25 protein-coding genes are annotated in these 24,720 nt (G+C 62.9%); 14 read left to right on the top strand and 11 right to left on the bottom strand.

Going from position 1 to position 24,720, the window contains the following annotated elements; translation table 11 throughout:
* Positions 1 to 3: 3 nt before the first annotated feature.
* Positions 4 to 1,455 carry an Asp-tRNA(Asn)/Glu-tRNA(Gln) amidotransferase subunit GatA gene (gene gatA / locus CAG11_RS11045; RefSeq protein WP_085596324.1) on the bottom strand — a complete coding sequence of 484 codons (1,452 nt, stop codon included), beginning with the start codon at positions 1,453 to 1,455 and terminating at the stop codon, positions 4 to 6.
* Positions 1,456 to 1,471: 16 nt separating this feature from the next.
* The gene (gatC, locus tag CAG11_RS11040) at positions 1,472 to 1,759 is read right to left on the bottom strand and encodes an Asp-tRNA(Asn)/Glu-tRNA(Gln) amidotransferase subunit GatC (protein ID WP_022642307.1); all 288 of its coding nucleotides are present in this window, start codon (positions 1,757 to 1,759) and stop codon (positions 1,472 to 1,474) included.
* 211 nt (positions 1,760 to 1,970) lie between these two features.
* Between gatC and mreB the strand changes: the two genes are divergently transcribed.
* From mreB to tldD, 8 genes are all read left to right on the top strand, one after another.
* Positions 1,971 to 3,008, top strand: coding sequence for a rod shape-determining protein MreB (gene mreB, locus CAG11_RS11035; protein WP_022642308.1), 1,038 nt, complete (start codon positions 1,971 to 1,973; stop codon positions 3,006 to 3,008).
* Positions 3,009 to 3,150: 142 nt separating this feature from the next.
* Positions 3,151 to 4,242 (top strand): rod shape-determining protein MreC, encoded by a 1,092-nt coding sequence (gene mreC, locus CAG11_RS11030; protein ID WP_085596323.1) that lies wholly within the window; start codon positions 3,151 to 3,153, stop codon positions 4,240 to 4,242.
* Complete coding sequence (gene mreD / locus CAG11_RS11025) at positions 4,242 to 4,733, top strand: rod shape-determining protein MreD (RefSeq protein WP_022642310.1); 492 nt, start codon at positions 4,242 to 4,244, stop codon at positions 4,731 to 4,733. Before mreC ends, mreD begins: the two co-directional genes overlap by 1 nt.
* 43 nt (positions 4,734 to 4,776) lie before the next feature.
* On the top strand, positions 4,777 to 5,373 hold the full coding sequence (locus CAG11_RS11020) for a nucleoside triphosphate pyrophosphatase (RefSeq protein WP_085596322.1): 597 nt from the start codon (positions 4,777 to 4,779) through the stop codon (positions 5,371 to 5,373).
* Positions 5,374 to 5,429: 56 nt separating this feature from the next.
* Entirely contained in the window at positions 5,430 to 6,887 is a 1,458-nt protein-coding gene (gene rng, locus CAG11_RS11015; protein ID WP_022642312.1) for a ribonuclease G, read from the top strand.
* 75 nt (positions 6,888 to 6,962) lie between these two features.
* Positions 6,963 to 10,766: a YhdP family protein gene (locus CAG11_RS11010; protein ID WP_085596321.1), complete on the top strand. Its 3,804-nt coding sequence runs from the start codon at positions 6,963 to 6,965 to the stop codon at positions 10,764 to 10,766.
* A gap of 58 nt (positions 10,767 to 10,824) precedes the next feature.
* Positions 10,825 to 11,664, top strand: coding sequence for a carbon-nitrogen hydrolase family protein (locus tag CAG11_RS11005; protein ID WP_085596361.1), 840 nt, complete (start codon positions 10,825 to 10,827; stop codon positions 11,662 to 11,664).
* A 26-nt stretch (positions 11,665 to 11,690) separates the two neighbouring features.
* Complete coding sequence (gene tldD / locus CAG11_RS11000) at positions 11,691 to 13,133, top strand: metalloprotease TldD (RefSeq protein ID WP_085596320.1); 1,443 nt, start codon at positions 11,691 to 11,693, stop codon at positions 13,131 to 13,133.
* A 49-nt stretch (positions 13,134 to 13,182) separates the two neighbouring features.
* Here tldD and yjgA read toward each other — a convergent pair whose 3' ends face one another.
* Entirely contained in the window at positions 13,183 to 13,704 is a 522-nt protein-coding gene (gene yjgA, locus CAG11_RS10995) for a ribosome biogenesis factor YjgA (RefSeq protein WP_085596319.1), read from the bottom strand.
* A gap of 108 nt (positions 13,705 to 13,812) precedes the next feature.
* On the opposite strand from yjgA, the gene pmbA reads away from it, so the two are divergent.
* The 6 genes from pmbA to CAG11_RS10965 all read left to right on the top strand — a co-directional run bounded on the left by pmbA (position 13,813) and on the right by CAG11_RS10965 (position 19,096).
* Positions 13,813 to 15,159: a metalloprotease PmbA gene (pmbA, locus tag CAG11_RS10990; protein WP_085596318.1), complete on the top strand. Its 1,347-nt coding sequence runs from the start codon at positions 13,813 to 13,815 to the stop codon at positions 15,157 to 15,159.
* Between the two features lie 164 nt (positions 15,160 to 15,323).
* Complete coding sequence (locus tag CAG11_RS10985; protein ID WP_085596317.1) at positions 15,324 to 15,719, top strand: FagA protein; 396 nt, start codon at positions 15,324 to 15,326, stop codon at positions 15,717 to 15,719.
* Entirely contained in the window at positions 15,712 to 17,088 is a 1,377-nt protein-coding gene (locus CAG11_RS10980; RefSeq protein WP_085596316.1) for an aspartate ammonia-lyase, read from the top strand. Before CAG11_RS10985 ends, CAG11_RS10980 begins: the two co-directional genes overlap by 8 nt.
* A gap of 27 nt (positions 17,089 to 17,115) precedes the next feature.
* Complete coding sequence (locus CAG11_RS10975) at positions 17,116 to 17,559, top strand: hypothetical protein (RefSeq protein WP_085596315.1); 444 nt, start codon at positions 17,116 to 17,118, stop codon at positions 17,557 to 17,559.
* A 1-nt stretch (position 17,560) separates the two neighbouring features.
* A complete protein-coding gene (locus CAG11_RS10970) occupies positions 17,561 to 18,172 on the top strand; it encodes a superoxide dismutase (protein WP_085596314.1) in 612 nt (203 codons plus the stop codon).
* A gap of 30 nt (positions 18,173 to 18,202) precedes the next feature.
* The gene (locus CAG11_RS10965; protein WP_085596313.1) at positions 18,203 to 19,096 is read left to right on the top strand and encodes a ZIP family metal transporter; all 894 of its coding nucleotides are present in this window, start codon (positions 18,203 to 18,205) and stop codon (positions 19,094 to 19,096) included.
* A 27-nt stretch (positions 19,097 to 19,123) separates the two neighbouring features.
* On the opposite strand, the gene CAG11_RS10960 is transcribed toward CAG11_RS10965, so the two are convergent.
* The 8 genes from CAG11_RS10960 to lptC all read right to left on the bottom strand — a co-directional run bounded on the left by CAG11_RS10960 (position 19,124) and on the right by lptC (position 24,720).
* Positions 19,124 to 19,396: an HPr family phosphocarrier protein gene (locus tag CAG11_RS10960; protein ID WP_085596312.1), complete on the bottom strand. Its 273-nt coding sequence runs from the start codon at positions 19,394 to 19,396 to the stop codon at positions 19,124 to 19,126.
* Between the two features lie 16 nt (positions 19,397 to 19,412).
* Entirely contained in the window at positions 19,413 to 20,270 is an 858-nt protein-coding gene (gene rapZ, locus CAG11_RS10955) for an RNase adapter RapZ (RefSeq protein WP_011059266.1), read from the bottom strand.
* A 2-nt stretch (positions 20,271 to 20,272) separates the two neighbouring features.
* A complete protein-coding gene (gene ptsN / locus CAG11_RS10950; RefSeq protein ID WP_085596311.1) occupies positions 20,273 to 20,737 on the bottom strand; it encodes a PTS IIA-like nitrogen regulatory protein PtsN in 465 nt (154 codons plus the stop codon).
* Between the two features lie 12 nt (positions 20,738 to 20,749).
* A complete protein-coding gene (gene hpf, locus CAG11_RS10945; protein WP_011059268.1) occupies positions 20,750 to 21,055 on the bottom strand; it encodes a ribosome hibernation-promoting factor, HPF/YfiA family in 306 nt (101 codons plus the stop codon).
* 159 nt (positions 21,056 to 21,214) lie between these two features.
* Positions 21,215 to 22,708 carry an RNA polymerase factor sigma-54 gene (locus tag CAG11_RS10940; protein WP_085596310.1) on the bottom strand — a complete coding sequence of 498 codons (1,494 nt, stop codon included), beginning with the start codon at positions 22,706 to 22,708 and terminating at the stop codon, positions 21,215 to 21,217.
* 182 nt (positions 22,709 to 22,890) lie between these two features.
* A complete protein-coding gene (lptB, locus tag CAG11_RS10935) occupies positions 22,891 to 23,616 on the bottom strand; it encodes an LPS export ABC transporter ATP-binding protein (protein WP_022642325.1) in 726 nt (241 codons plus the stop codon).
* On the bottom strand, positions 23,616 to 24,161 hold the full coding sequence (gene lptA / locus CAG11_RS10930) for a lipopolysaccharide transport periplasmic protein LptA (protein ID WP_053134140.1): 546 nt from the start codon (positions 24,159 to 24,161) through the stop codon (positions 23,616 to 23,618). Before lptA ends, lptB begins: the two co-directional genes overlap by 1 nt.
* Complete coding sequence (gene lptC, locus CAG11_RS10925) at positions 24,148 to 24,720, bottom strand: LPS export ABC transporter periplasmic protein LptC (protein ID WP_085596309.1); 573 nt, start codon at positions 24,718 to 24,720, stop codon at positions 24,148 to 24,150. The genes lptA and lptC overlap by 14 nt, the downstream gene beginning before the upstream one ends.

Below are 24,720 nucleotides of genomic sequence, written 5' to 3'. Positions count from 1 at the left end.
TCCTCAGAAGCCGGTTGGGGTGCGGGTGTGCCAGTCGGTGTGCAACTGGTACTGGTGCGCAACGTTGAGCAAGCGGCCTTCCTGGAAATACGGGGCAAGCAGTTGCACGCCCACCGGCAGGCCATCGACGAAACCTGCCGGCATGGACAGGCCCGGCAGACCGGCGAGGTTGGCGGTGATGGTGTACACGTCTTCCAGGTACGCAGCGACCGGGTCGCTGTTCTTGGCGCCGAGTTTCCAGGCCGGGTTCGGCGTGGTCGGGCCGAGGATGACGTCGACTTCGTTGAAGGCGTTCATGAAGTCGTTCTTCACCAGGCGCCGGATCTTCTGCGCCTTGAGGTAGTAGGCGTCGTAGTAGCCGGCGGACAGCGCGTAGGCGCCGACCATGATCCGGCGCTGCACTTCGCTGCCGAAGCCTTCGCCACGGGAACGGGTGTACAGGTCTTCCAGGTCCTTGGGGTTCTCGCAGCGGTAGCCGAAGCGCACGCCGTCGAAACGCGACAGGTTGGAGGAGGCTTCCGCCGGGGCGATCACGTAGTACGCCGGGATCGCGTGCTGCATGTTCGGCAGGCTGATTTCCTTGATCACCGCACCGAGCTTCTCCAGCTCCTTGATGCTGGCGTGGATCAGGTCGGCGATACGCGGGTCGAGGCCGGCGCTGAAGTACTCCTTCGGCACGCCGATGCGCAGGCCCTGCAGCGAGCCGTTGAGGCTGGCGCTGTAGTCGGGCACGGGTTCATCGATGCTGGTGGAGTCGTTCGGGTCGAAGCCGGCCATGCCTTGCAGCAGGAGCGCGCAGTCTTCGGCGGTGCGTGCCAGCGGGCCGCCCTGGTCGAGGCTGGAGGCATAGGCGATCATGCCCCAGCGGGACACGCGACCATAGGTCGGCTTCAAGCCGGTGAGGTTGGTGAAGGCCGCGGGCTGGCGAATCGAGCCACCGGTATCGGTGGCCGTTGCGGCCGGCAGCAGGCGTGCGGCCACGGCTGCGGCGGAACCGCCGGACGAACCGCCCGGCACGTGCTCGAGGTTCCACGGGTTCTTCACCGCGCCATACCAGCTCGACTCGTTGGCCGAGCCCATGGCGAATTCGTCCATGTTGGTCTTGCCCAGGGTCACGGTACCGGCGGCGGCCAGCTTGGAGACCACGGTGGCGTCGTAGGGCGCCTTGAAGTTGTCGAGCATCTTCGAGCCACAGCTGGTGCGGATGCCCTGGGTGCAGAACAGGTCCTTGTGGGCGATCGGCGCGCCCAGCAGGGCGCCGCTCTCGCCATTTGCGCGACGGGCATCGGCGGCCTTGGCCTGGGTCAGCGCGAGGTCTTCGGTGAGGCTGATGAAGCTGTTGATCTGCGGGTCGAGCTGGGCGATGCGCGCCAGCAGGGTCCGGGTCAGTTCTTCGGAGGAGAATTTCTTGTCGGCGAGTCCGCGGGCGATCTCGGCCAGGGTCATGTGGTGCATTGCAGGCTCTTTCCCTTTAGTCGATGACTTTCGGAACCAGGTACAGGCCGTTTTCGACCGCTGGCGCGATGGACTGGTAGGCCTCGCGATGATTGGACTCGGTCACAACGTCTGCGCGCAGGCGCTGGCTGGCTTCCAGGGGGTGGGCCAGCGGCTCGATACCGTCGGTATCGACTGCCTGCATTTCATCCACCAGCCCCAGAATGCTGTTCAGGGCGGAGGTGATGTGTGGAAGATCGCCTTCATTGAGCTTGATGCTGGCCAAATGAGCGATTTTTTCCACATCGGAGCGTTCAAGCGCCATGGGATTCTCCAGTGGAAAACAAAAGCGGAAATCGTCCGCGTGTCAGATTGTCGGAACACTACCGTATTTCTACGGTCTTACGGCCGCGATTGTGGGGGTTGGTGCACAGAAAAGCCGCCAATTTAACATATTGGCGCCTTGCCCAAAATCCCTGTCGTTGTTAGAGTTTGCCGCACTTTTTTACCCACGCGTTGCCTAGGGTCCCTTTCCCATGTTCAAGAAACTGCGTGGCATGTTTTCCAGCGATCTTTCCATTGACCTGGGCACTGCCAACACCCTTATTTACGTGCGCGAGCGCGGTATTGTCCTGAATGAACCATCTGTCGTAGCCATCCGGACCCACGGTAATCAGAAAAGTGTTGTGGCGGTTGGTACCGAAGCCAAGCGCATGCTCGGTCGTACTCCGGGCAACATTGCTGCCATTCGTCCGATGAAAGATGGCGTGATCGCCGATTTCAGCGTCTGCGAAAAGATGCTGCAGTACTTCATCAACAAGGTTCATGAAAACAGCTTCCTGCAGCCCAGCCCTCGTGTGCTGATCTGCGTTCCATGCAAGTCAACCCAGGTTGAGCGTCGTGCCATCCGTGAATCGGCCCTCGGCGCCGGTGCCCGTGAAGTGTTCCTGATCGAAGAACCGATGTCCGCCGCTATCGGCGCCGGCCTGCCGGTCGAGGAAGCCCGTGGCTCGATGGTCGTGGATATCGGTGGCGGTACCACCGAGATCGCCCTGATCTCCCTGAACGGCGTGGTCTATGCCGAGTCCGTCCGTGTCGGCGGCGACCGCTTCGACGAAGCCATCGTCACCTACGTGCGCCGCAACTACGGCAGCCTGATCGGCGAATCCACCGCCGAGCGCATCAAGCAGGAAATCGGTACCGCCTACCCGGGCGGTGAAGTGCGCGAAGTCGACGTGCGCGGCCGTAACCTGGCCGAGGGCGTGCCACGTGCCTTCACCCTGAACTCCAATGAAGTGCTGGAGGCTCTGCAAGAGTCCCTGGCCGCCATCGTTCAGGCAGTCAAGAGCGCCCTGGAGCAGTCGCCTCCGGAGCTGGCTTCGGATATCGCCGAGCGTGGCCTGGTGCTGACCGGTGGTGGCGCGCTGCTGCGTGACCTGGACAAGCTGCTGGCCCAGGAAACCGGCCTGCCGGTGATCGTCGCCGAAGACCCGCTGACCTGTGTCGCCCGCGGCGGTGGCCGTGCATTGGAAATGATGGACAAACACACCATGGACCTGCTCTCCAGCGAATAACTTCGCTGTCGGCATCTATGCTGTTGCGCTCACAGGCAGCACTTTGCAGTGCTGCCTGTCGCGTTTATCTTCTGTCAATCTGCACCCAGGCCGGTTCGACGCCTTATGAATAGACACAACATTTGCCCGGGAGGAGCGGCTTATTAAACCGCTTTTCGCCAAAGGCCCCTCATTGGGCGTGCGCCTCCTCGTGCTGGTCGTGCTTTCGATCACGCTGATGGTGGTCGACGCGCGCTTCACACTGCTCAAGCCGGTGCGTAGCCAGATGTCGCTGGTGCTGATGCAGTCCTACTGGATCACCGATCTGCCGCAACGGCTATGGCAAGGCGTGGCCAGCCAATTCGGCAGTCGCACCGAACTGGCCGCTGAAAACGAAAAACTCAAGACCGAGAACCTGCTGTTGCAGGGGCGCCTGCAGAAGCTTGCGGCCCTGACCGAGCAGAACGTACGTCTGCGCGAGCTGCTCAATTCCTCGGCACTGGTCAACGAAAAGGTCGAAGTGGCCGAGTTGATCGGCATGGACCCCAATCCCTTCACCCACCGCATCCTGATCAACAAGGGTGAGCGCGACGGCGTGTTCCTCGGCCAACCGGTGCTCGATGCCCGGGGCCTGATGGGCCAGGTGGTGGAGCTGATGCCCTATACCTCGCGCGTCCTGTTGCTCACCGACACCACCCACAGCATTCCCGTGCAGGTCAATCGCAACGGCTTGCGCGCCATCGCCAGCGGCACCGGCAATCCGGAGCGCCTGGAACTGCGCCATGTGGCCGACACCGCAGACATCAAGGAAGGCGACCTGCTGGTCAGTTCCGGCCTGGGGCAGCGTTTCCCCGCCGGCTACCCGGTGGCCACCGTCAAGGAGGTGATCCACGATTCCGGCCAGCCGTTCGCTATCGTTCGCGCGGTGCCCACCGCGGCGTTGAACCGCAGTCGCTACCTGCTGCTGGTGTTCAGCGATTCGCGTACCGCCGAGGAGCGCGCCAATGACGCGGCCCAGGCCCAGGAGGCCCAGGACCAGCAGGGTGGCGTCGTTGTGCCGGGCACGGTCGCCAAGCCCGCGGCGGCGCCTGCACCTGCAGCGGCCGCGCCGGCCAGCGCTCCTGCGGCAACTCCGGCGACCCCGGTCAAGCCTGCGGCCCATGCTCCGGCCAAGCCGGTCCACAAACCCGTGGTGAAACCGGCAGCCGCCAAGCCGCCAGCCGCAGCGCCGGCCACCACCGGAGGAAGAGAATAATGGCGGGCACTACCTATTCGAATAACGGCTGGATCGTCTGGCTGACATTCCTGGTGGGCATGTTGCTCAGCGTGTCGCCGATGCCGCAGTTCATGGAGATCCTGCGGCCCCTGTGGCTGGCCTTGCTGCTGGCATTCTGGAGCCTGGCCCTGCCGCACAAGGTGGGCATGGTCACTGCCTGGTGCCTGGGGCTGGCCATGGATGTGCTGTATGGCACGCTGCTGGGACAGAACGCGTTGATCCTGACCCTGATCACCTTCCTGGTGCTGTCCTTGCAGCAGCGCCTGCGGATTTTCCCCATGTGGCAGCAGAGCCTGGTGATCCTGGTGATCTTCGGCCTGGCGCAGCTGGTGCAACTCTGGCTCAGTGCCCTGACCGGCAACCGCCAGCCGACCCTGGCGGTGGTGCTCCCGGCCCTGGTCAGCGCTTTGCTGTGGCCTTGGGTCAGCTTCGGCCTGCGCGGTTTGCGCCGGCGTTTCAAGATCAACTGAGCCGGTCAGGCATTGGCCCGCACCTCGACAGGGAGATGTCTTGATGAATCCGCTCTACCTCGCTTCCGGTTCACCGCGTCGGCGTGAACTGCTCACCCAGATCGGCGTGCCGTTCACTGTCATCGGCGCGGACATCGATGAAACCCCGCTGGCCGCCGAAGCCCCTGCCGCCTATGTCGAACGCCTGGCCCGTGGCAAGGCGGCGGCCGGTCGCGCGGCGTTGGCCAGCGATTCCACGGCCTGTGTCCTGGGCGCCGATACCGCAGTGGTGCTCGATGGCCGCATCCTCGGCAAACCGCGGGACCAGGCCGACGCCCTGGAGATGCTCATGGCGCTTTCCGGGCGCGAGCATGAGGTGCTGACGGCAGTCGCCCTGCTCGACGGCCAGCGCAGTCAGGCGCGGGTGGTGCGCAGCCTGGTGCGGTTGCGCTCGATCAGCGAACAGGAGGCGAGGCGCTACTGGGCCAGCGGCGAACCCCGGGACAAGGCCGGCGGTTATGCGATCCAGGGGCTTGCAGCGGTGTTTGTGGCAGGGCTCAATGGCAGCTATTCCGCCGTGGTCGGCTTGCCAGTGTGCGAGACCGCAGAACTGCTCGGTGATTTCGGCATTTCCTGCTGGCAAGACGTTCCAGCGCACTAAGGCATTCAATCCGACCCATGCGGCCCTCCATGAACACGTCCGAACGAGACCTTGCCATGAGTGAAGAGATCCTGATCAACATCACACCGATGGAATCGCGGGTGGCGGTGGTCGAAAACGGCGTACTGCAGGAGGTCCACGTCGAGCGTACCCAGCGTCGCGGTATCGTCGGCAATATCTACAAGGGCAAGGTGGTGCGGGTCCTGCCCGGCATGCAGGCGGCCTTCGTCGACATCGGCCTGGACCGCGCGGCCTTCATCCATGCCTCGGAAATCTCCAGCCGCGAGGGCACGGCGGTGGAGAGCATCAGCGCCCTGGTCCATGAGGGGCAGAGCCTGGTGGTACAAGTCACCAAGGACCCCATCGGCACCAAGGGCGCGCGCCTGACCACCCAGCTGTCGATCCCGTCGCGCTACCTGGTGTACATGCCGCGCACCGCCCATGTCGGCATTTCGCTGAAGATCGAGGACGAGGCCGAGCGCGAGCGCCTCAAGCAGGTGGTCAGCGATTGCGTGGCCCAGGAGGGCATCCAGGAGGCCGGTGGCTTCATCCTGCGCACCGCCGCCGAAGGGGCTGGCGCCGACGAGATCATGATGGACATCCGCTACCTGCGCAGGCTCTGGGACCAGATTGGCGCACAGATCAAGACCATCGGTGCACCCAACGTGATCTACGAGGACCTGGGCCTGGCCCTGCGTACCTTGCGTGACCTGGTGAGCCCGAAGATCGAGAAGATCCGCATCGACTCCCGGGAAACCTTCCAGAAGACCACGCAGTTCGTTGCCGAATTGATGCCGGAAATCGCCGACCGCCTGGAGCACTATCCGGGCGAACGGCCGATCTTCGACCTGTACGGGGTCGAGGACGAAATCCAGAAGGCCCTGGAGCGCAAGGTACCGCTCAAGTCCGGCGGCTACCTGGTGGTGGACCCGGCCGAGGCCATGACCACCATCGACGTCAACACCGGCGCCTTCGTCGGCCATCGCAATCTGGAAGAGACCATCTTCAAGACCAACCTGGAGGCGGCGACAGCCATCGCCCGCCAGCTGCGCCTGCGCAACCTGGGTGGGATCATCATCATCGACTTCATCGACATGGAAGACGAAGAGCACCAGCGCCAGGTATTGCGTACCCTGGAGAAACAGCTGGAGCGCGATCACGCCAAGACCAACATCATCGGCATCACCGAGCTGGGCCTGGTGCAGATGACCCGCAAGCGCACTCGGGAAAGTCTGGAACAGGTGCTCTGCGAGCCCTGCAGCAGCTGTCAGGGGCGGGGTAAGTTGAAGACCCCGGAAACCGTCTGTTACGAGATATTCCGCGAAATCCTCCGTGAGGCCCGGGCCTACCAGGCCGAAGGTTATCGGGTACTGGCCAACCAGAAGGTGGTCGACCGCCTGCTCGATGAAGAGTCGGGCAATGTCGCGGAGCTGGAAGGTTTCATCGGTCGCACCATCAGGTTCCAGGTCGAAACCATGTATTCCCAGGAACAATACGACGTGGTGCTGCTCTGATTCCGCGTGTTCTACATGATTGGAAACGGCTGGCTTCAGCTTTTTGCATGACATTTGCCATGGGAGCCAACTGACATGGAGCGGCTGATCCGCTTGTTCACCACACTGGTTCGCTGGGGACTGGGCCTCTGTGCACTGGCACTGGTGGCGACCGCCTTGTACGTCAGCCTGGGCCGGGAACTGACGCCGCTGGTAGCCGAGTACCAGGCCGAGGTCGAGGCCAAGGTCCAGGACGCCGTCGGCCTGCCGGTGCATATCGGCAGCCTGGAGGGGCGCTGGAGCGGCCTGTCGCCGATCCTCCTGGCCCATGACGTGATGGTGGGCGAGGGCGCCAATGCCCTGCGCCTGGATCGGGTCAGCGTCGCCCCGGACATGCTCGGTAGCCTATTGGCCCGCGAATTGCGGATCGGCCACCTGGAGCTCAGCGGCCTGAGCCTGAGCTTCAAGGAAGGCGCGGACGGCCAATGGCAGCTCGAAGGCCTGCCGGTGCAGCAAGACCAGCCCATGGAGCCGGAGCAACTGTTGTCGCGCCTGCAGCAACTGGCGGAACTCTCGGTGCTGGACAGCCAGGTCACCCTGTTGCCCCGTGACCACCAGCCCATCGCCTTGTCGTATGTCGGCCTCAATTTGCGCAGCGGATCCAGCCGCCAACGCCTGGACCTGCGCCTGAACCTGCCGGACGGCCAACCCCTGGCCCTGAGCTTGCGCACGCGGATCCGCGCCGAGGCCTGGCGCGATGCCCAGGCCGACCTGTACCTGAGCCTGCCGCAGAGCGACTGGGCGCGTTGGCTGCCACCGCGCCTGACCCAGCAATGGAAGTTCTCGGAGCTCAAGGCCGGCGGCGAGCTATGGCTCAGCTGGGGCCGGCGCACCGTGCAGAGGGCAGCGCTGCGCCTCAATGCACCGCAACTGACCGGTGCCTACGCCGCGCGTACCCCGGTGACCCTGAAGAACCTGGCGCTCAACGCCAATCTGCAGCGCAATGCCCAGGGCCTCGAGGTGCAGCTGGACTCCCTGGCCTTGAACCTGGGCCAGACCCGCTGGGAGTCGCGCCTGCAATTGCAGCAGCGCAATACCGGCGAGCAGAACGAAGAACTCTGGCACCTGCAGGCCGACCGCCTGGACCTGGCGCCCATCACCCCGATCCTCGATGCGCTGGCGCCTTTGCCCGAGGGCGTAGCCACGGCTGTCGACCACCTGAAGGTCACGGGCGGGCTGCGCAATGTACTGCTGGACTACCGGCCCCAGGCCACGGGCGATGAGCGCCTGAGTTTCGCCGCCAACCTCGACCGTGTCGGTTTCGATGCCTATCACGGCGCGCCTGCGGCACGTAACGTCAGCGGCAGCATCAGCGGCAACCTGGGCAAGGGCGAGCTGCGCATGGACAGCAAGGACTTCTCCTTGCACCTGTACCCGATCTTCGCCAAGCCTTGGCAGTACATCCAGGCCAACGCGACGCTGACCTGGAAGCTCGACCAGGAAGGCTTCACCCTGATCGCTCCGTATCTCAAGGTGCTGGGCGAGGAAGGCAAGATCGCCGGCGATTTCCTGATCCGCCTGCACTTCGATCATGCCCAGGAAGACTACATGGACCTGCGGGTCGGCCTGGTGGACGGCGATGGGCGCTATACCGCCAAGTACCTGCCCCAGGTGCTCAACCCGGCGGTGGATGAATGGCTGCGCACGGCGATCCTCAAGGGCGCGGTGGACCAGGGGTTCTTCCAGTACCAGGGCTCGCTGAACCACGACGCCATCGAGGCCGCGCGCAGCATCAGCCTGTTCTTCAAGGTGCATGATGCCGAGCTGGCCTTCCAGCCGGGCTGGCCGCACCTGACCAAGGTCAACGGCGACGTGTTCATCGAAGGCAGCCGGGTGCGCATCGTCGCCAGCAAGGGCCAGTTGCTCGATACCAAGGTGCGCGATGTGTTCGTCAACATCCCCCATGCGCCGGACGGGCAAAGCTCGCACATGTACATCGACGGCGATTTTGCCGGTGGCCTGGGCGATGGCCTGAAGATCCTCCAGGAGGCTCCGATCGGTACCGCCTCGACCTTCGCGGGCTGGCAAGGCGAGGGCGACCTGCAAGGCAAGGTGGACCTGGATATCCCCCTGGCCAAGGGCGAAGAGCCGAAGATCGTGGTGGATTTCAAGACCGACAAGGCCCGTCTCAAGCTCAGCGAGCCGCCGCTGGAGCTGACCCAGCTCAAGGGCGACTTCCGCTTCGACAGCGCCAAGGGCTTGAGTGGCGAAGGGATCAGTGCCCAGGCATTCGAGCGGCCGCTGACGGCGCAGATCTTCGCCGATGGCCGCGCCGGCAAGCTCAATACCCGGGTGGTGGCCAAGGGTCAGGTGGCGGTCAAGAAGCTTACCGACTGGTTGCAGGTCAGCCAGCCATTGCCGGTGTCTGGCGAGTTGCCGTTCCAGTTGCAGCTGAACCTCGATGGCGCCGATAGCCAACTGATGGTCAGTTCCAGCCTCAAGGGCGCCGCGGTGGACCTGCCGGCACCATTCGGCATGTCCGCCAATACTGGGCGCAACAGCGTGTTTCGCATGACCTTGCAAGGTGCCGAGCGTCGCTACTGGTTCAGTTACGGCGACCTGGCGGGCTTCACCTTCGCCGCCCCCAATGGCAAGTTCGCCGAAGGCCGGGGGGAGTTGTTCCTCGGTGGCAGCGAAGCCCAGTTGCCGACGGTCAAGGGCCTGCGGGTGCGAGGCGTGTTGTCGGAGCTGGATGTCGAACCCTGGAAGGCCCTGGCCGACCGCTATGCCGGGCAAGACCCAGGAGGCAGCGCCAAGCAACTACTCAGCAGTGCGGACTTCAAGGTCGGCAAGCTCACGGCCTTCGGCAGCACCCTGGACCAGGTCAACTTGTTGCTGACCCGCAAGCCCAGCGCCTGGGAGCTGCAGATCGATAGCCAGCAGGCCAAGGGCAATGTCGGTATTCCCGATGCCAAGGCGGCGCCCATGGCCATCGACATGCAGTACGTCCGCCTGCCGGCTGTCGACCCGACGGTCCAGGCCGATGAAAACGCCCCTGACCCCCTGGCATCGGTGGATCCCAAGAATGTGCCGCCGCTGGACATCTCCATTGCCCAGCTGTTCCAGGGTCCGGACCTGATTGGCCGCTGGGCGCTCAAGGTCCGGCCCACGCCCAAGGGCATGTCGTTCAATGGCTTGAACCTTGGACTCAAGGGCATGTTGCTCGAAGGCGACGGTGGCTGGGAGGGGCAGGCGGGTGCCAGCAGCAGTTGGTACCGGGGACGCATCGGTGGCAAGAACCTGGCTGATGTACTCAAGGGCTGGGGCTTTGCCCCTACCGTCACCAGCGAGGACTTTCACCTGGACGTCGATGGCCGTTGGCCCGGTTCGCCGGCCTGGGTTGGCTTGAAGCGTTTCTCCGGCAGCCTCGATGCGACCCTGAACAAGGGGCAGTTCGTCGAGGTCGAGGGCGGCGCCCAGGCCTTGCGGGTATTCGGCTTGCTCAATTTCAACTCCATTGGCCGGCGCTTGCGCCTGGACTTCTCCGACCTGTTCGGCAAGGGCCTGAGCTACGACCGGGTACGGGGCGTGCTGGCGGCCAGCAACGGGGTGTATGTCACCCGTGAGCCCATCGCGCTCACCGGGCCCTCGAGCAACCTGGAGCTCAACGGCACCCTGGACATGGTGGCCGACCGGGTGGACGCCAAGCTGCTGGTGACCCTGCCGGTGACGAACAACCTGCCGATCGCCGCCCTGATCGTCGGGGCGCCGGCGGTGGGTGGCGCGCTGTTCCTGATCGACAAGCTGATCGGCGATCGCGTGGCGCGGTTCGCCAGCGTCAAGTACAACGTCAAGGGGCCGTGGAAAGAGCCGAAGATCACCTTCGACAAGCCGTTTTGAGCATCTGCGGCTTGCGTCCATGGAGTAGCATGGCGCTCTACCCAATATGGAGGTCGCCATGTCCCTTGCGGTGATTCAAATGGTCAGCCAGAGCGATGTGCTGGCCAATCTGGCACAGGCTCGCGGCCTGTTGGAGCGCGCCGCTGCCGGCGGGGCGAAGCTGGCGGTGCTGCCGGAAAACTTCGCCGCCATGGGCCGCCGGGACATGGCCGCCGTCGGGCGTGCCGAAGCCCTGGGTGAAGGTCCGATCCTGCCCTGGTTGAAACAGGCCGCCCGCGACCTCAGGTTATGGATAGTCGCCGGCACCTTGCCGTTGCCACCCCAGGACCAGCCCGAGGCCAAATCCAATGCCTGCTCGCTACTGGTGGATGACCAGGGGCAAGTGGTGGCGCGCTACGACAAGCTGCACCTGTTCGATGTCGACGTGGCGGACAATCGCGGGCGCTATCGCGAATCCGATGACTATGCTCATGGGAACCGGGTGGTGGTGGCGGATACGCCGGTGGGGCGTTTGGGGCTGACAGTCTGCTACGACCTGCGTTTTCCCGAGCTCTACAGCGAATTGCGCGCTGCCGGGGCAGAGCTGATCACCGCGCCCTCGGCCTTTACCGCCGTGACCGGGGCCGCCCATTGGGAGGTGCTGGTACGAGCCCGGGCCATCGAGACCCAGTGCTACCTGCTGGCGGCGGCCCAGGGCGGAGTGCACCCCGGCCCCCGCGAGACCTACGGGCATGCGGCGATCGTCGACCCTTGGGGGCGGGTGCTGGCCGAGCAGGAGCAGGGCGAAGGCGTGCTGCTGGCCGAGCGTGACAGCAGCGAACAAGCGTCCATCCGGGCGCGGATGCCGGTGTTCAGCCACCGGCGCATTTTCTCGCAAGGCGTTCAACGACTTGCATAAGTACGACGAATTTAAGGCCAAAGCATATGAGCGGGTTGTTGTCCTCAGTCAGTGAACATCTTCTAGCCCCTGGCGGCGTGACCATCGAAAGCCTGCAAGGCGTGCTGGGCGACCTGGCAGGTCCGGGCATCGATGCTGCCGACCTGTACTTCCAGGGGCAGATCTCCGAGTCCTGGTCCCTGGAGGACGGGATCGTCAAGGAAGGCAGCTTCAACCTCGACCAGGGTGTCGGGGTGCGCGCCCAGTCCGGCGAGAAGACCGGTTTCGCCTATAGCAACGCCATCACCCTGGAGGCCCTGGGCCAGGCCGCTCGCGCGGCGCGTTCGATTTCCCGGGCCGGGCAGAACGGCAAGGTGCAGGCGTTTTCTACCCAGGACGTGGCGCAGCTGTATGCCCCGGACAATCCGCTGGAGGTCATCAGTCGTGCCGAGAAGGTCGAACTGCTCAAGCGCGTTGACGCCGCGACCCGGGCCCTGGACCCACGTATCCAGCAGGTCAGCGTGAGCATGGCCGGGGTCTGGGAACGGATCCTGGTGGCTTCCACCGATGGTGGCCTGGCGGCGGACGTGCGGCCGCTGGTGCGCTTCAACGTCAGCGTCATCGTCGAGCAGAACGGCCGGCGCGAGCGCGGTGGCCATGGCGGTGGCGGGCGTACCGACTACCGTTATTTCCTCAGCGAGGACCGGGCCATGGGGTACGCCCGCGAGGCGCTGCGCCAGGCGCTGGTCAACCTGGAAGCGATTCCGGCTCCAGCCGGCACCTTGCCCGTGGTACTGGGCTCCGGTTGGTCCGGGGTGCTGCTGCACGAAGCCGTGGGCCACGGCCTGGAAGGCGACTTCAACCGCAAGGGCAGTTCGGCCTACAGCGGCCGCATCGGCGAGATGGTCGCCTCCAAGCTGTGCACCATCGTCGACGACGGTACCCTGGCCGAGCGCCGTGGCTCGCTGAGCATGGACGACGAAGGCACTCCCACCCAGTGCACCACGTTGATCGAGAACGGCGTGCTCAAGGGTTATATGCAGGACAAGCTCAATGCGCGCTTGATGGGCGTGGCGCGCACCGGCAACGGCCGCCGCGAGTCCTACGCACACCTGCCGATGCCACGCATGACCAACACCTACATGCTGGGTGGCGAAAGCGATCCGGCGGAAATCATCGCCTCGGTGAAGAAGGGCATCTACTGCGCAAACCTCGGCGGCGGTCAGGTGGATATCACCAGCGGCAAGTTCGTGTTCTCCACCAGCGAGGCGTACTTGATCGAGGACGGCAAGATCACCGCGCCGGTCAAGGGTGCGACCCTGATCGGTAACGGCCCGGAAGCCATGAGCCGGGTATCGATGGTGGGCAACGACCTGTCCCTGGACAGTGGCGTCGGCACCTGCGGCAAGGACGGGCAGTCCGTACCGGTAGGCGTCGGCCAGCCAACCCTGAAGATCGATGCGATCACGGTGGGCGGCACAGGGGCGTGATTGGGCAAGGGACGGCTGGGCGGCCTGGGCGGCCCAGCCGGAGCAAGGCTCAGCGCAGGCCGCGCTGGGACTCGTCGATATCGCGGATGTACTTGAAGATCTTGCGGCTGGTGGCAGGGGGCTTGTTATGGGCCACCTCATGCTGGGCCTGGCGGATCAGCGAGCGCAGTTGCTGGCGATCGGCCTCGGGATACTCGCTGACGAACTTGTCCAGCACGTCGTCGCCGCCGGCGATCAGGCGATCGCGCCAACGTTCCAGGTTATGGAAGCGTTCGTTGTACTGCCGGGTGGAGGCATCGAGTTGATCGAGCAACTGCAAGATGGCGTCTATGTCCTGGTCCCGCATCAGCTTGCCGATGAATTGCAAGTGGCGTTTACGGGCGATATGGGCGACATGCTTGGGGGCTTCCGCCAGGGCCCGGCGCAGGGCGTCGGTCAATGGCAGTTTGGCCTGCAGATCGGGTTTGAGAGTGGTAAGGCGCTCACCGAGATCAACCAGAGCATGCAGCTCGCGTTTGACCTGGGTTTTGCTTTTCTCCCCATCGAGGGAGTCGTCGTAAGAATCAACCATGGTGGCAGTCCGCAAAGAAACGCCGCCATGATAACCAGTCGAGGGCCGCTTGTCCGGCCCGGTCGCTCGCCGGCCTTAATCGAAAGCAGAATTTGAGTGGAGAACACCATGAGTGCAGCACAAAGCGTCGGCCCACAAGCTTTGCCGGCCCTGCAGGAGCAAGTGGAGCAGATCATCGCCGAAGCGCGGCGCCAGGGGGCCAGTGCCTGTGAAGTGGCAGTATCCCTGGAACAGGGCCTGTCGACCTCGGTGCGCCAGCGGGAAGTGGAGACCGTGGAGTTCAATCGCGACCAGGGCTTTGGCATCACCCTCTATGTAGGCCAGCGCAAGGGCTCGGCCAGCACTTCCGCCAGTGGTCCGGACGCCATCCGTGAAACCGTGGCCGCAGCCCTGGCGATCGCCAAGCACACTTCCGAGGACGAGGCCTCGGGCCTGGCCGATGCGTCCCTGATGGCTAGCGAGGTGCGGGACTTCGATCTGTTCCATGCCTGGGACATCACTCCCGAGCAGGCCATCGAGCAAGCCCTGGCCTGCGAGGAGGCGGCGTTCGCTGCCGATGCGCGAATCAAGAATGCCGACGGCACTACCCTGAACACCCACCAGGGTTGCCGGGTATATGGCAACAGCCATGGTTTCATCGGTGGCTACGCGTCCACTCGCCATAGCCTGAGCTGCGTGATGATCGCCGAGGCCGATGGCCAGATGCAGCGCGACTATTGGTATGACGTCAATCGCCAGGGCCAGTTGCTGGCGGATCCGGCGAGCATCGGCCAGCGCGCCGCCCAGCGTGCCGCCAGTCGCCTGGGCGCTCGCCCGGTGCCTACCTGCGAAGTGCCGGTGCTGTTTTCCGCCGAGCTGGCCGGTGGTCTGTTCGGCAGCTTCCTGGGGGCGATTTCCGGCGGCAACCTGTACCGCAAGTCTTCGTTCCTGGAAGGTGCCCTGGGCCAGCAACTGTTCCCGCAATGGCTGACCATCGACGAGCGTCCGCACCTTCTGCGCGCCATGGGCAGCTCGGCCTTCGATGGCGACGGCCTGGCCACCTACGCCAAGCCTTTCGTCAAGGATGGCGAGTTGGTGTCCTATGTGCTTGGCACCTATTCGGGGCGCAAACTGGGCATGCCGAGCACCGCCAATGCCGGTGGGGTACACAACCTGTTCGTCACCCATGGCGATGAAGACCAGGCCGCCTTGCTGCGGCGCATGGGCCGAGGGCTGCTGGTCACCGAGCTGATGGGCCATGGCCTGAACATGGTCACCGGCGACTATTCCCGCGGTGCCGCCGGTTTCTGGGTCGAGAATGGTGAAATCCAGTTCCCGGTGCAGGAGGTGACCATTGCCGGCAACCTGCGGGACATGTTCAAGCAGATCGTGGCCGTGGGTAATGACCTGGAACTGCGCAGCAACATCCGCACCGGCTCGGTACTGATCGAACGCATGACCGTCGCTGGCAGCTGATCATCGTTTGCGTCTTCAGAACGCGCCGCCCTTTGGGTGGCGCGTTTTTTTATGCCTGGCATTTCCATGGCGGTGCAGGAGCTGGACAAAACCAGTACAAGCCAGATTGATTTGATTCTCAATATCATTTAATAATGAAAATCATTATTCAATGAGCCCAGGTCATGAGTCCTGCCTTGCACGAGCAGCCTTACCTTGAAAGCTGGCGCTGGATGAGCCGCCAGATCCGTTGCGCACTGGACCCGGACGAACCCCGTCTGATCGAGCATTACCTGGCCGAAGGGCGATATCTGGCCTGTTGCACGGCCATATCCGCCTGGACCGTTGCCGAAACCTCCTTCCGTTTGTTGATCGATACCGCGACCGATACCGCGTTGCCCTGGCACTGGCGCAGCTTGTGCCTGGACCAGGCGTGGCGACCTCTGCGCGATATGGAGCGGTTGTCGTTGTGCAAGTGCCGGCTCAAGCGCTGGCAAAGCCATGCCTGGCGACTGGCGACTTGTTCGCTGTTGCCTTCCATTCCCCTGATTGAACTGGTGCAAGGATTTCCCGATGAGTAATACCCGTATCGAGCGCGACAGCATGGGCGAGTTGCAGGTCCCGGAGCTGGCGTTGTATGGCGCGCAGACCCAGCGTGCGGTGGATAACTTTCCTATCAGCGGGCAGCGCATGCCGCGGGCTTTCATCCGGGCGCTGATCCTGGCCAAGGCCGCGGCGGCCAGGGCCAACGTCGAGCTGGGCCAAATCAGCCAGTCCCAGGGCAAGGCCATCGTGGATGCCGCCCAGGGGCTACTGGAAGGCGACTTCATGCAGCACTTCCCGGTGGATGTGTTCCAGACCGGTTCCGGTACCAGCTCCAACATGAATGCCAACGAAGTGCTGGCGACCCTGGCCAGCCGGTTGCTGGGCGAGGTGGTCAACCCCAATGACCATGTGAACTGTGGCCAGAGCAGCAACGACATCATTCCCACCACCATCCATGTCAGTGCCGCCCTGACCTTGCATGAGCAACTGTTGCCGGCCTTGGTGCATCTGGTCGAGGTCGTCGAGCGCAAGGCGTTGGAGGTGCACTCGTTCGTCAAGACCGGCCGCACCCACCTGATGGATGCCATGCCGGTACGCATGAGCCAGGTGCTGGAGGGCTGGGCACAGCAGCTCAAGGCCAACATCGCGCATCTGCAGGATTTGCTGCCGAGCCTGCAGGCCCTGGCCCAGGGGGGGACTGCGGTAGGTACGGGAATCAACGCGCATCCGGAGTTCGCCGCGCGTTTCAGCCGGCAGCTGAGCGAGCTGACCCAGGTGCAGTTCACCCCGGGCAAGAACCTGTTCGCCCTGATCGGCTCCCAGGACACCGCGGTAACCGTCTCCGGGCAACTGAAGGCAACGGCGGTCTCGCTGATGAAGATCGCCAACGACCTGCGTTGGATGAACTCGGGACCACTGGCCGGATTGGGGGAGATCGAGCTGGAGGGCTTGCAACCTGGTTCGTCGATCATGCCTGGCAAGGTCAATCCGGTGATTCCGGAGGCGACAGCGATGGTGGCGGCCCAGGTGATCGGCAACGACAGCGCCATTACCGTGGCCGGGCAGTCGGGTAACTTCGAGCTCAACGTAATGCTGCCGATCATTGCCCAGAACCTGCTGAGCAGTATCGAGTTGCTGGCCAACTCCAGCCGCCTGCTGGCAGACAAGGCCATCGCCAGCTTCAAGGTCAATGAAGCGAAGCTCAAGGAAGCGCTCTCGCGCAACCCGATCCTGGTGACCGCCCTCAACCCGATCATCGGTTACCAGAAGGCCGCGGAGATCGCCAAGACCGCCTACAAGCAGGGGCGTCCGGTGATCGATGTGGCACTTGAACACACCGATCTGTCGCGCAGCCAGCTGGAGGTCCTGTTGGATCCGGAGAAGCTCACCGCAGGTGGCGTGTAACCCCCGTTAGCGCTTTGGAGGTCGATCATGGAGCACTGGAAACGCACGATTGAAAGGGCCAATCGCCTGTTCATGCAGGATGAGCTGGTGGATGCCCGTGAGTTCTACCTGCAAGCGCTGGCATTGGCCCAGGTGCTGTTCGAGCGCTGGCCTGATGCCGACGAAGCGGTGGCGGCCTGCGTGATCTCCCACCACAACCTGGCGGACCTGCATTTACGCCTGAACCAGCCGGAGGAGAGCGCAGAGTATCTCTGTGCTATTCACCAGCGGTTGTTGCAGACCATGCAAGACAACCGCTTGCCCCTGGCGCTGCGTGAAGCGGCCTTGCGCCAAAGCAGCAAGACCTACCTCGAGCTGCTCAATTTCATCGGTGAGCACGGCGCATATCCCCGTTCCCACCGTTTGCTGGACAACAACACCGAGTGCCTGTCTGCGGATAGGCACGGCAGCCCCTCTCATGGAGTGCACTGACATGTCCTTTACCTTGCCTGCTCTGCCTTATGCATACGATGCCCTGGAACCGCATATCGATGCGCAGACCATGGAAATCCACTACACCAAGCACCACCAGACCTACGTCAACAACCTCAACGCGGCGATAGAAGGCACCGAATGGGCCGAGTGGGAAGTAGAGAGGCTGGTGGCGAGCATCCAGCAGTTGCCGGAGGGGTTGCGTGCCGCGGTGATCAACCAGGGGGGCGGGCACGCCAACCATTCGCTGTTCTGGGCAGTGATGACGCCTGCCGGCGGGGGCAAGCCCGATGGTGCACTGGCACAGGCTATTGACCGGCATTTGGGTGGGTTCGAGAGCTTCAAGGAGGCTTTCACCAAGGCCGCGCTGACCCGTTTTGGCAGCGGCTGGGCCTGGCTCAGCGTGACTCCGGAGAAAACCCTGGTAGTGGAGAGCAGCGGCAACCAGGACAGTCCGCTGATGAATGGCAACACACCGATTCTTGGCCTGGATGTGTGGGAACACGCCTACTACCTGCGCTACCAGAATCGCCGGCCCGAATACATCAATGCCTTCTATAACGTGATCAATTGGCCAGAAGTCGCCCAGCGTTACCACGCCGCGATGGCCTGATTTTTCCTTGGATAATAAATAAGGTCGACTATGGGCACAGAGACATTGGCGATCAGCAGCGGACGGATGTTTCGTTATGCCTTCGGTTCGCTGCTGGTGTTGGCGGGTACCGCATTGCTGGTGGCTCAGGGGCTCAACTGGCTGAACCTGGAACCGCGTTTGTTGCGTGCCTTGCAGGGTGGTGCGATCTGCGCCTTGGGCACTGCGCTGGGAGCAGTGCCGGTGCTGGTGATCCGTAAGATGCCGATCGTGGTGAGCGATACCTTGCTCGGCTTTGGCGCCGGAGTGATGCTGGCGGCGACGGCGTTTTCGCTGATCGTGCCGGGCATCGCAGCGGCCCAGGAGCTGGGACTGTCGGCCTGGGGCGCCAGTGGCCTGGTCTGTACCGGGATCATGCTGGGTGCCCTCGGCCTGTTCCTGGTGGACCTGAAGATTTCCGGCGGCAGTTCGCAGACCCTGGTGGGCACGCCGGAGCACCCAGTCATCGCGCCGCGGATCTGGTTATTCGTCTTCGCCATCATTGCCCACAACATTCCCGAAGGCATGGCGGTCGGAGTGTCGGCCGGCGGCGGCATGGCCGATGCGGATAGCCTGGCCATGGGTATCGCGCTTCAGGATGTGCCGGAAGGGCTGGTGATCGCACTGGTATTGGCAGGTGCTGGAATGTCGCGAGTCAGGGCGTTCCTGATCGGCGCTGCTTCTGGCCTCGTGGAGCCAGTGTTCGCCCTGCTTTGTGCCTGGCTGGTGAGCTTGGCACAGGTGCTGTTGCCGTTGGGGTTGGCCCTGGCGGCCGGAGCCATGCTGTTGGTGGTGACTCATGAGGTGATTCCCGAGTCCCGGCGCAATGGTCACGAAAAGCTTGCCAGTCTTGGCTTGTGTATCGGCTTCTGCCTGATGATGGTAATGGACACGGCACTCTCCTGAGTGCCGGCTGGGCAATGCCGGGCAGGCTTACTCGCCTTCGTCGAAGTAGTTGTTGATCAAGGCGACCAGGGCATCCAGCGCTTGCTGTTCCTGTTCGCCCTCGGTCTTGAGATAGATCTTGGTGCCCTTGCCGGCGGCGAGCATCATCATGGCCATGATGCTCTTGCCGTCGACCATGGATTCCGGCGTCCGGCCAGCGCGAATCTGGCAGGGAAACTGGCCGGCGACGCCGACGAACTTGGCTGATGCGCGGGCATGCAGGCCCAGTTTGTTGATGATCTCGATTTCCAGAGCTGGCATCGCGGGGTAGATCCTTTCAGCTAAGGTCGCGGTGGCGAACCTGGACGTTCTTCAGGGATTTTTGCAGGACCTGGCCCAGGCGCTCGGTCAGGTACACGGAACGATGGTGCCCGCCGGTACAGCCGATGGCGATGGTCACGTAGGCGCGGTTGCTGGCGGCGAAGCGTGGCAACCACTTGAGCAGGTAGCTGGAGATGTCCTGGAACATCTCTTCGACATCCGGTTGCGCAGCCAGGTATTCGGCCACGGGAGCGTCCAGTCCGGATTGGGCGCGCAGTTCGGGTTTCCAGTACGGGTTGGGCAGGCAACGCACATCGAACACCAGGTCGGCGTCCACCGGCATGCCACGCTTGAATCCGAAAGATTCCACCAGGAAGGCAGTGCCTGGCTCGGGCTGGTTCAACAGCCGCAGCTTGATGGTATCCCGCAGCTGGTAGAGATTGAGGTTGGTGGTGTTGACCTTGAGGTCGGCCAGGTCGACGATCGGCCCCAGTAGTTGGGTCTCGTCATGGATGGCCTCGGCCAGCGAGCGGTTGGCGCTGCTCAAGGGATGGCGCCGGCGGGTTTCCGAGAAGCGCTTGAGCAGGGTTTCCTCGTCGGCGTCCAGGTACAGCACATCGCACTGGATGTGCCGGCTGCGAACCTCTTCCAGCAGCTCCGGAAAGCGCGACAGGTGGCTTGGCAGGTTGCGGGCGTCGATGGACACCGCCACCAGCGGTTGCGCCAATTCTGTATGGATCAACGCGCGTTCGGCCAGCTCGGGCAACAGGCCGGCTGGCAGGTTGTCGATGCAGTAGTAGCCGTGGTCCTCCAGAACATCGAGGGCGGTGCTTTTACCTGAGCCGGAACGGCCGCTGACGATGATCAAACGCATGGTTACCGACCGTTCTGTTCGTCCAGCACGACCTGGTACAAGGCTTCGTTGCTGGTGGCGCTGCGCAGCCGGTCACGAACTTCCTTGCGATCGAGCATGCTGGCGATCTGCCGGAGCAGTTCCAGGTGCGCATCGGTGGCGGCCTCCGGGACCAGCAGTACGAACAGCAGGTCCACGGGAGCGCCGTCGATGGCATCGAAGTCGATCGGAGCGTCCAGGTGCATCAGCGCGCTGATGGGGGACTCGCAGCCTTTGAGGCGGCAGTGGGGAATAGCGATGCCGTTGCCGAACCCGGTGGAGCCGAGTTTCTCGCGGGCGATCAGGCTCTCGAATACGTCCTGCATCTCCAGATCAGGCACTTCACGGCTGATCAGGTTGGCAATTTGTTCGAGGGCGCGTTTTTTACTGCCGCCCGGCACGTTCACCAGGGAACGGCCGGGGGTCAGGATGCTTTCAAGTCGGATCATGGGAGGGGAGTATCAGCGACCCGTGCCTTGGAGAAGGTGGAGTTGCTTTTCCTTATGCTTTTTCAGTTGGCGGTCAAGCTTGTCCGTGAGCAGGTCGATTGCGGCATACATATCGTCATGTTCTGCATTGGCGACGACCTCCCCACCGTGGATGTGCAGGGTCGCCTCGATTTTCTGCTTCAGCTTCTCGACGGCCATGGTGACCTGCACATTGGTGATCTTGTCGAAATGGCGTTCCAGTCGGTCGAGCTTCTCGCCGATGTAGACGCGCAGAGGTTCAGTCACTTCGAGTTGGTGTCCACTGATGTTGACTTGCATACAGCTTCTCCTTCGTTGCCAGTGCATAACGCGGCAGGCCGTTTTGCCTGCCACCTAGACTGTGTCTGAAACCAGCCTGCACATCGATCGGGCTACCTTGCCCGGTCATCGCTCGGCGGGTTTCAAGCACACTCCGAAACGCTGTGGCCAGCCCGGCGGCTACATCAACCGCTTGCGTTCGCTGGAAGGCGCGATCCCAAGGGATTCGCGGTACTTGGCGACGGTCCGGCGGGCTACCTGGATACCTTGTGCCTCCAGTAAACCAGCGATCTTGCTGTCACTCAACGGCTTTTTCTGATTTTCCGCAGCCACCAGTTTCTTGATGATCGCGCGGATCGCCGTGGACGAGCATTCACCGCCTTCGGAGGTGCTGACGTGGCTCGAGAAAAAGTATTTCAGCTCATATATGCCCCGTGGGGTATGCATGAATTTCTGCGTGGTCACCCGGGAAATCGTCGACTCGTGCATGCCTACCGCTTCGGCGATGTCGTGCAGGACCAGGGGCTTCATCGCTTCGTCGCCGTACTCGAGGAATCCACGTTGGTGCTCGACGATCTGGGTGGCGACCTTCATCAGGGTTTCATTGCGGCTCTGCAGGCTCTTGATGAACCAGCGGGCCTCCTGCAACTGGTTGCGCATGAAGGTGTTGTCCGCACTGGTATCGGCGCGGCGCACGAACCCGGCGTACTGGGCGTTGACCCGCAGGCGTGGCACGGATTCCTGGTTCAGCTCCACCAGCCAGCGTTCGTTGTCCTTGCGCACGATGACGTCAGGAACCACGTACTCGGCTTCGCTGGACTCGATCTGCGAACCCGGGCGCGGGTTGAGGCTCTGGACCAGTTCGATGACCTGGCGCAGCTCGTCTTCCTTGAGCTTCATGCGGCGCATCAGTTGGCTATAGTCGCGGCTGCCCAGCAGGTCGATGTAGTCGTTGACCAGGCGCTGGGCCTCGGCCAGCCAAGGGGTTTTCGCCGGCAACTGGCGCAGTTGCAGCAGCAGGCATTCGCCCAGGCTGCGGGCGCCGATGCCGGCCGGCTCGAATTGCTGGATGCGGTGCAACACAGCCTCGACCTCATCCAGCTCGATATCCAGCTCGGGGTCGAAGGCTTCGAGAATCTCTTCCAGGGTTTCGTCCAGGTAGCCCTGGTTGTTGATGCAGTCGATCAGGGTCACTGCGATCAGGCGGTCGGTGTCCGACATCGGGGCCAGGTTCAGCTGCCAGAGCAGGTGGCTCTGCAGGCTTTCACCAGCCGAGGTGCGGGTGGTGAAGTCCCACTCGTCATCATCGCTGCTGGGCAGGCTGCTGGCGCTGGTCTGGTACACATCTTCCCAGGCGGTATCCACCGGTAGCTCGTTGGGGATACGTTCGTTCCATTCACCGTCCTCGAGGCTGTCCACCGTCTGGGTGGTTTCCTGGTAGGAGGGTTCCTGGATCTCGGTGTTGGGTTTGGACTCGGTGTTGTCGGCCAGGGGGTCGCTGTTGTCGAAGTCGTCGCCGTCTTCCTGGCGTTCGAGCATCGGGTTGGACTCCAGGGCTTCCTGGATTTCCTGTTGCAGGTCCAGGGTCGACAGTTGGAGCAGGCGGATGGCCTGTTGCAGCTGCGGTGTCATCGTCAGCTGCTGGCCCATTCTCAGGACTAGCGATGGTTTCATGGCAGGGGCTTAACACCTTAATTGCCGGCGCACATGCGCCATCCACTACAGGGCGCCGGAGCGCCAAACATAAGCAAATTATATGCCTGAAACTGAAGTGTTTGCCTAGAGCGCTGTAACAATAAAGTTTGTGGGGTTTTATCGTTCCCAGCGCCCAGGCAATGGGTCCTGCACCTCAGCCCTTACAGGCGGAACTCATGGCCCAGGTAGACTTCCTTGACCAGTTCGTTGGCCAGGATGGTCTGGGAGTCGCCTTCGGCTATCAGTTGTCCGTCGTTGACGATATAGGCGGTCTCACAGATGTCCAGGGTTTCGCGGACGTTGTGATCGGTGATCAGCACGCCGATCCCCTTGGCCTTGAGGTGATGGATGATCTGCTTGATGTCGCCGACCGAGATCGGGTCCACGCCTGCGAAAGGTTCGTCCAGCAGGATGAACTTGGGGGCGGTGGCCAGGGCCCGGGCAATTTCCACGCGGCGGCGTTCACCACCGGACAGGCTCATGCCGAGGTTGTCGCGGATGTGGTTGATGTGGAACTCCTGCAGCAGGCTTTCCAGCTCCTGGCGACGGCCGGCCTTGTCCAGTTCCTTGCGGGTCTCGAGGATGGCCATGATGTTGTCGGCCACCGACAGCTTGCGGAAGATCGAGGCTTCCTGGGGCAGGTAGCCGATGCCGGCACGGGCGCGGCCGTGCATCGGTTGGTGGCTGACGTCCAGGTCGTCGATCAGGACTCGGCCCTGGTCGGCCTGGACCAGGCCCACGATCATGTAGAAGCAGGTGGTCTTGCCGGCACCGTTGGGGCCAAGCAGGCCGACGATCTGGCCGCTGTCGATGGACAGGCTGACATCACGCACGACCTGGCGGCTCTTGTAACTCTTGGCCAGATGCTGGGCTTTGAGAGTTGCCATTACTGGGCCTTTTGCTCGTCGGTTTTCTTTTTCGGCTGGATGACCATGTCGATTCGCGGACGTGGCGCGGTAACCGAGCTGCCGTTGGCGCGACCGGCGTTGGCCACTTGCTTGACGGTGTCGTAGACGATTTTCTCGCCTTCGGTGGTGTTGCCGTCGTTGATGACCTTGGCCTTGTCGATCAGCACGATGCGGTTTTGCTGGGCATGGTACTGGATGGTCACGGCATAGGCCTGGACCGGCTTCGGATCGGTCTGCTTCTGCAGTTGCTCGAAGTAGGCCAGGTTGCCCACCGAGGTCACTACGTCGATTTCACCGGTCTTGGCCCGGGTGATGGTCACGGTATTGCCGGTGATCTTCATCGAGCCCTGGGTGATGATTACATCGCCCTTGTAGGTGGCCACGCCATTCTTGTCGTCGAGCTGGGCGTCATCGGCCTGGATGCGGATCGGCTGTTGGCTATCGTTCGGCAGAGCCCAGGCGCTCACGCTTCCCAGTGCTGCGCCCAGACTGAGCAAAATAGGGAGGGTTTTAACGAGCCTCATACTGTCCTCTTACGTTCGATAGCAGGTTCATCCTGCCGTCTTTCAAATACGCTTTCATTCCCTTGGCAGTGGTCACGCCGTCGGCGCCGTCGATTCTAACGGCTTGCTCGGTCTGCGCATATTGCTTCTGCGGGAATACTGTCATGCGGCTGGTGGTGATCAGCAGGTTGCGATTTCTCTCGTCGGTACGGGCCACGCGGACCGAGTCGATCAGCTCGACTTCGGTGCCATCGGGGTTGACCTCGCCACGCTCGCTCTGGACATGCCACGGATAGGTGGTGCCGCGATACATCTGCAGGTCCGGCTTGGTCAGCAGGGTTACTTCGCTGGCCTTGACGTGCTCGACCTTGTCCGAGGTCATCTCGTACTGCAGCTTGCCATCGGGCAGGTACTGCACGCTGTGGGCGTTGATCACGAAATAGTCGATGGCGCTTTCGTCGACCTGCACCACTGGCTTGTCGAGAAACCGCTCAGGGCTGATGTTCCAGTAACCGACCGCCGCGAACAGCAGGGCGATGGTCCCGAAGATCAGGATGTTGCGAATCTTTTTGCTCAGCAT

Source organism: Pseudomonas sp. B6(2017) (genome assembly GCF_002112765.1).
GTDB lineage: Bacteria > Pseudomonadota > Gammaproteobacteria > Pseudomonadales > Pseudomonadaceae > Aquipseudomonas > Aquipseudomonas piscis.
This window is presented reverse-complemented; position numbering and strand designations above follow the sequence as displayed.